This is a genomic window from Corallococcus sp. CA054B (genome assembly GCF_003611625.1).
Lineage (GTDB): Bacteria > Myxococcota > Myxococcia > Myxococcales > Myxococcaceae > Corallococcus > Corallococcus coralloides.
On sequence record NZ_RAVY01000326.1, the window covers coordinates 1 to 6,119 of the forward strand.

Sequence of the window (6,119 nt, forward strand, 5' to 3'; positions counted from 1 at the left end):
GGGGGGGGCTGCTGGTGTGGGTGGCGGTGTCGTCGGCGCGGGCGGAGGAGGTGCTGGTGTTCGCGGCGGCGAGCACGACGGACGCACTCCAGGCGTTGGCGCCCGCGTTCCAGCAGGCGTCGGGGCACCGGGTGCGGTTCGCCTTCGGGGCGTCCAGCGACCTGGCACGCCAGGTGGTCGCGGGGGCCCCGGCGGATGCGTTCCTCTCCGCCGACGAGGCGAAGCTGGACGCGGTCGACCGGGCGGGGCTCGTGCAGGCGGGTTCGCGGGTGGACCTGTTGTCCAACCGGCTGCTGGTGGTGGTGCCGGTGACGTCGGCGGTGAAGGTCGCCGGGCCGGCGGACCTGAAGGGGCTCAAGCGGGTGGTGCTGGCGGAGCCGGCGGCGGTGCCGGCGGGCGTGTACGCGAAGGCGTGGCTGGCGAAGGCGGGCGTGTGGGCGGACGTGGCGCCGCGCGTGGTTCCGGTGGTGGACGTGCGGGCCGCGCTGGCGGCGGTGGAGGCGGGGAGGGCGGACGCGGGCGTGGTGTACGCGACGGACGCGGCGCAATCGAAGAAGGTCCGGGTGGCGTTCACGGTGCCGGAGGGGGATGCGCCGCGCATCGTGTACCCGGCGGCGGCGCTGACGCGGGGCAAGGCGCCGCAAGGCGGGCTCGCGTTCGTGCGCTTCCTCCAGACGGAAGGAGCGCGGAAGGAGTTCCACCGGCGGGGCTTCCTGGACGCGAGCACGGCGAAGGCCGCGCCGGACGCAGGGATGGGGACGCCCGCGCCGTGATGGACGAGGGGCTGACAGGGCTGGTGCTGTTCACGGTGGCGGTCGCGGCCCTGTCCACGGTGCTCATCCTGGTGCCGGGCGTGGCGGCGGCGTACGCGCTCGCGCGCTGGAAGGGCCCGGGGCGCGGCGTGGTGGAGACGCTGCTGGCCTTGCCTTTGGTGCTGCCTCCGACGGCGGTGGGCCTGGTGCTGCTGGAGTTGCTCGCGCGCGACTCGGCGTTGGGGCGGCTGCTGGATGCGCTGGGCGTGGAGGTGGTGTTCACGCCGAAGGCGGTGGTGCTGGCCAGCGCGGTGATGGCGTTCCCGCTGCTGGTGCGCTCCGCGCGCGCGGGCTTCGAGGAGGTGGATCCCCGGCTGGTGGCCGTGGCGCGCACGCTGGGCGACACGCGCACGCGGGCCTTCTTCCGGGTGACGCTGCCGCTGGCGTGGCGCGGGGTGCTCACGGGCGCGCTGCTCGCGTTCTCACGGGCGCTGGGAGAGTTCGGCGCGACGGTGCTGGTGGCGGGCAACATCCCAGGCAGCACGCAGACGTTGTCGCTGGCCATCTTCCAGCGCACGCAGGTGGGGCAGGACGCGGAGGCGCTGAAGCTCGCGGGCGTCTCGGTGGTGCTCGCGTTCGGGGCCATGTACGTGACGGAAGTGGTGACGCGGCGGCGCGGCGCGCGGGGGCTCGCGTGATGGAGCTGTCGCTGCGGCTGCCCCTGGCGCGCTTCCCGCTGGAGGTCGAAGCGCGCTTCTCGTCCGCGTCGGTGGCGGTGCTGGGGCGCTCGGGCTCCGGGAAGACGTCACTGCTGGAGGTGCTCGCGGGCCTGCGGCGGGGCGCCACGGGGCGCGTCGTGGTCAGTGGTCGCGTGCTGCTCGACACGGCCGCCGGCATCGACGTGCCGCCCGAAGCGCGCCGCATGGGCTACGTGCCGCAGGATGCGTTGCTCTTCCCGCACCTCACCGCCGGGCAGAACGTGCGCTTCGGCGTGCGCGCCGGACGGCCATCGCGCGTGGACGAAGCCGTGCACCTGCTGGAGCTGGAGCCGCTGCTGCACCGCTACCCGGTGACGCTGTCTGGCGGCGAGAAGCAGCGGGTCGCCCTGGCGCGGGCGCTCGCCACCGACCCGGCGCTGCTGCTGTTGGACGAGCCCCTGGCCGCGCTGGACGTCGCGTTGAAGGAGCGCGTGCTGCCGTACCTCTTGCGCGTGCGCGACGAAGCCCGGGTGCCCCTGCTCTACGTCACCCACCAGCTCGGTGAGGCGCGGGCCCTGGCTCGCGAAGCCCTGCTCCTGGACGGCGGCGCGGTGAAGGCCGTGGGCCCGGCGGACACGGTGCTGGGCACCGTGGCGCGAGGCCTGCTCACCGGTGAGCCCGAGGAGAACATCCTCGAAGGCGCGCTGGAACATCCCGGGTCCGGGGGCACGAGGCTGCGCGTCACGGAAGGCCTGTCGCTCTGGGTTCCGGATGCGCCGGAGCTGCCCCAGGGCACCCGCGCCGCCTACGCCGTGCCCGCCGAGGACATCCTCCTGTCCACCGGACCGCTGACAGGCGTCTCCGCGCGCAACGTGCTCGAAGGCACGGTGACGAAGCTGGAGGACGCGGGGGCGGGGGAGTGCGCGACCCACGTGGACGTGATGGGCGTGCACTGGGTGGTCCGCCTCACGCATGCCGCCGTGCGCGAGCTGTCCATCGCACCGGGCCTGCGCGTGCACCTCGCGGTGAAGTCCTCCGCCTGCCGCCGCCTGGCGGGACGGGCCTCCTAGTCCCCGCGCGCTTCCGCTTCGAACCTCCGATGGGCGGACTCCATCCGCTCCAGCGCGTCCACGAGGCTGCGCTCGATGTCCTCGCGCTGGGCCTGCACCAGGGCCTCCGGAAACCCCATGCGCTCCAGCAGGTTCAGCTGCATGAAGAACTCCTCGCACTGCCGGTGGCCGTTCCTGCCATCCAGGTACTCGCCTGCCCGCTGGAGGAAGTCCCCCCAGGAGATGGACCCGTCACGGTGGCGAAGGAGCAGGCTCGCCAGGTGGTCCGCGTCCTCCACGTCCCGCTCCTCGACGGTGAACGACCGCGCAAGGCCCGGCATGTCGAGGAGCAACCCGAGTGCCCTGTCGGCCTCCAGCACCGTGCACAGCTCCAGCAGCCAGAGCGGTGGGGCGTCCAGCTTCATCACCCAGGCATCCGCCCAGGCGATGAGCCGCGGGAGCCCGACGCGCCCCGTCCTTAGCATCACCGCGATCCGCGCGACGGCGACCGGGTCGAACGGGGTGCCATCCCTCACCGCTTCGAACCCGTCTTCTTCGCCCCGCCGCGGCCTGACGCCTTCGCGTGGTAGCCCTCCACGCGCATGCCCAGCTCATGGACCACGGACATCGCCGTGTCCTGCGGGATGCGCGTCTCCTTCAGCTTGTTGTGCGCGGGGTCGAGCATCAGGCCCGTGGCCCCGGAGAAGTCCGTCCGGGTCAGCGTGCAGCCGCGGAAGTTGCTGCCGGTGAGGTCCGCGCCGGTGAAGTCCGCGTCCGTCAGGTCCATGTCGAAGAAGTTCGCTTCCCGCGCCACGCAGCGCACGAAGGACGTCTGGCGCAGGCTCAGCGCCACGAACGAGCTGTAGGGCAGGCCGCACTCCTCGAAGTTCACCTCCGGGTTCGGCGCCACGCCCGTCCAGTCAATGCCCATCAGCTTCGAGCCCTCGAAGCGCACGTCCCTCAGCCGGATGGCATTGAAGTTCGCGCGCGTCAGGTTGCAGCCCTGGAACACGCACGCCTCCAGCAGCGTGTCCTTCCACCGGCCCTCCTGCAACTCACAGTTCAGGAAGGTGCATTGGTAGAACTCCTTGTCACCCAGGTCGATGCCCTGGAGGTCCAACCCCTCGAACGTCTCCTTTTCGAACGAGTCCTCCTGCTGAAGCCGCTTCGCCACCGCGCTGTCATTCTGGGCCATGGCTGCCTTATACCGGCTCGCCCTCACGCGTGTGCAGTGTGCAGTGTTCGCTCCCACGCGAAGGGCCCGGCCCCAAGGGAGCACCGGGCCCTCCACGGCCTTCACGCTACTTGGCCACCAGCACCAGCACGCCGCGGCCACACACGCCGTAGCTCGTGGCCTCGCCGCCAATCAGGTCCGCGGCGCCCGGGTTGAGCACCACCTGGTTCGCGCCCTCGGCCCACGAGCAGGTGTCCGTCACGCGGTACCACTGCTTGCCGTTGCCCGGCCACGGCAGCAGGAAGTTCACGTTGGCGGACCAGCCGTTGTAGGCGACGTAGATGGCGCTCACCGTCTCACCGGAGAACTCCGTCGCGTCGATGCGGTAGGCCAGCGCGTGGTTGCCCGCATTGTCGAAGTACGACGCGTCCGGCACGTAGCCGTCCGGCTTGAACCAGCGGTGCTGCTCCATCACGTTCCCGTTGTTGTCGTTCGTCTTGTAGAACTCCGCCGGACGCAGCGCGGGGTGCGCCTTGCGGAACGCGATGAGCCTCTGGGTGAACGTGCGGAAGTTGGACTGGTCCGTGGTCCACGCGTAGTCCAGCCAGTTCTTGTTCGAGTCCAGGTTGTACACGTTGTTGTTGCAGTACTGCGTGCGCAGGAACTCGTCGCCGCCCGTCAGCATGGGCACGCCCGCGCTCAGCATCATGAACGCCATGCCGTTGCGCGCCGCCTGCCGCTGCATCGCCGCGCTGCCGCCCTGGTCCCAGCTGTGGTTGTTGTCCTCGCCGCCGTCAGACGGGCCGTAGGGCCACGCCTGGCTGTTGTTCTTGCTGTTGCACGTGTACAGGTCCTTCAGGGTGAGGCCGTCGTGGGCCACCATGAAGTTCACGGACGCGGCCGGCTTGCGTCCGTCATCCTGATACAGGTCCGACGAACCCGTGAAGCGCTTGGCCAGGTCCGACGGCTTGATGCTCTCCACGCCCAGCTGGTTCTGGTCCTTGCGGAAGGTGTCGCGGAACGCGCCGTTCCACTCCCGCCACTTCGCCGGGAAGTTGCCCACCTGGTAGGAATTGCCACCAATGGCCCACGGCTCCGCGATGAAGTCCGTGCCCGCGCCGCCCGCCTCCGGACGCGGGTCCAGCTGCGTGGTGATTTGATTGAGCGCCGTGTCCGGGTTGTCGCGGTTGTATTCGAAGCCGCCGTGCGTGGCCGTCTCGTGCTCGTAGATGTTGCCCAGCACCGACGCCAGGTCGAACCGGAAGCCGTCCACGCCCAGCGTGTCCTTCCAGTACGACAGCGAATGCAGGATGACGTTGCGGGCCGTGGGGTTGAACGTGTTGAAGTTGCCGCCCACGCCCGTGTTGTCCCAGTTGAACTTCATGTCCTTCGTCAGGCTGTAGTACGTGGGGTTGTCCAGGCCCCGGTACGACATGACGTTGTACGTGTTCGGGTCGCCGCTGATCCACGCGCCGCCCTCGCCGGTGTGGTTGTAGACCACGTCCACCAGCACCTTGATGCCGGCGTCGTGGAACGCCTTCACCATGGCCTTGAACTCGCGCGTGGGGCCGCCCGGCGTCTGGTCGCACGCGTAGCGGCGGTCCGGCGCGAAGTAGCTGAGGTTCATGTAACCCCAGTAGTTGTCGCCCGCGGTGCTCGCGACCGTGTCGTTGTTGCCGTTGTCCGTCTCGTGCAGCGGCAGGAACTCCACCGCCGTGACGCCCAGCGCCGCCAGCTGCGCGGCCTTCTGGCCCGCCGTCTTGTAGGTGCCCAGACAGGCGGCATCCAGCCCGGAGCCGGTGTCCTGCTTCGTCAGGCCGCGCAGGTGCACCTCATAGACGATGTCGTCCTTGAAGGCGCGCGTGGGCTTGGTGCCGGTGGACGTGGTGTCCGGCGGCAGCACGATGCTCTTGGGCGCGAACGGGCCGCTGTCCTTGTAGCGGTGCAGCGGACCGGACGCGAACACCGTGGCGTCCGCGTTGCTGGGGTTCACCGGGTCGTGCGACAGCTCCAGCGCGTACGGGTCCCACAGCAGCTTGTTCGGGTTGAAGCGGTTGCCCGCGGAGTCCACGTCCGCGATGAAGCCCACCGTGTTGTTCGCCTTGGTCCAGCTGGAGTTGTACGTCCAGTTGGGGCCCCATGCGCGGTAGCCGTAATAGACGGTGCCGGTGACGTTGTAGCTGTTCTTCAGCGTGGCGACGGAGACGGTCTTCGTCCAGACGTGGGTCGTCGCGTTCTTCGTCATCACGTAGCTGACGCGCTCCTGCGCGCCCTGCGCCGTGTTGTAGATCCACACCTCGATGCGCGTGGCGCGCGACGAGTACACGTTGAAGGTGATGTTGGCCTGCGTGGCGTCGTACTTCGCGCCCAGCGTCCAGGTGAGCAGCTCCTGCTCGCGCTGCGCGATGTCCTCCACGGCGGGCGCGGTGGGGGCGGGGGCTTCGTC

6 protein-coding genes are annotated in these 6,119 nt (G+C 70.1%); 3 read left to right on the plus strand and 3 right to left on the minus strand.

Annotation, left to right across the window (positions count from 1 at the left end; all coding sequences use genetic code 11):
• Positions 1-8 precede the first annotated feature (8 nt).
• Genes modA through modC form a run of 3 tightly spaced genes read left to right on the plus strand, consistent with a single transcriptional unit; the run spans position 9 to position 2,520 of the window.
• Positions 9-773, plus strand: coding sequence for a molybdate ABC transporter substrate-binding protein (gene modA / locus D7V80_RS39860; protein ID WP_120593003.1), 765 nt, complete (start codon positions 9-11; stop codon positions 771-773).
• Entirely contained in the window at positions 773-1,450 is a 678-nt protein-coding gene (modB, locus tag D7V80_RS39865) for a molybdate ABC transporter permease subunit (RefSeq protein WP_120593000.1), read from the plus strand. Before modA ends, modB begins: the two co-directional genes overlap by 1 nt.
• On the plus strand, positions 1,450-2,520 hold the full coding sequence (gene modC, locus D7V80_RS39870; RefSeq protein ID WP_120593004.1) for a molybdenum ABC transporter ATP-binding protein: 1,071 nt from the start codon (positions 1,450-1,452) through the stop codon (positions 2,518-2,520). Before modB ends, modC begins: the two co-directional genes overlap by 1 nt.
• Here modC and D7V80_RS39875 read toward each other — a convergent pair.
• The 3 genes from D7V80_RS39875 to D7V80_RS39885 all read right to left on the minus strand — a co-directional run.
• Complete coding sequence (locus D7V80_RS39875; RefSeq protein WP_120593001.1) at positions 2,517-3,035, minus strand: hypothetical protein; 519 nt, start codon at positions 3,033-3,035, stop codon at positions 2,517-2,519. The two genes, modC and D7V80_RS39875, sit on opposite strands and share 4 nt — an antisense overlap.
• A complete protein-coding gene (locus tag D7V80_RS39880) occupies positions 3,032-3,694 on the minus strand; it encodes a pentapeptide repeat-containing protein (protein WP_120593002.1) in 663 nt (220 codons plus the stop codon). Before D7V80_RS39880 ends, D7V80_RS39875 begins: the two co-directional genes overlap by 4 nt.
• A 106-nt stretch (positions 3,695-3,800) precedes the next feature.
• Positions 3,801-6,119, minus strand: a 2,319-nt coding sequence (locus D7V80_RS39885; RefSeq protein ID WP_147447379.1) for an isoamylase, incomplete at its 5' end; no start/stop codon positions are given.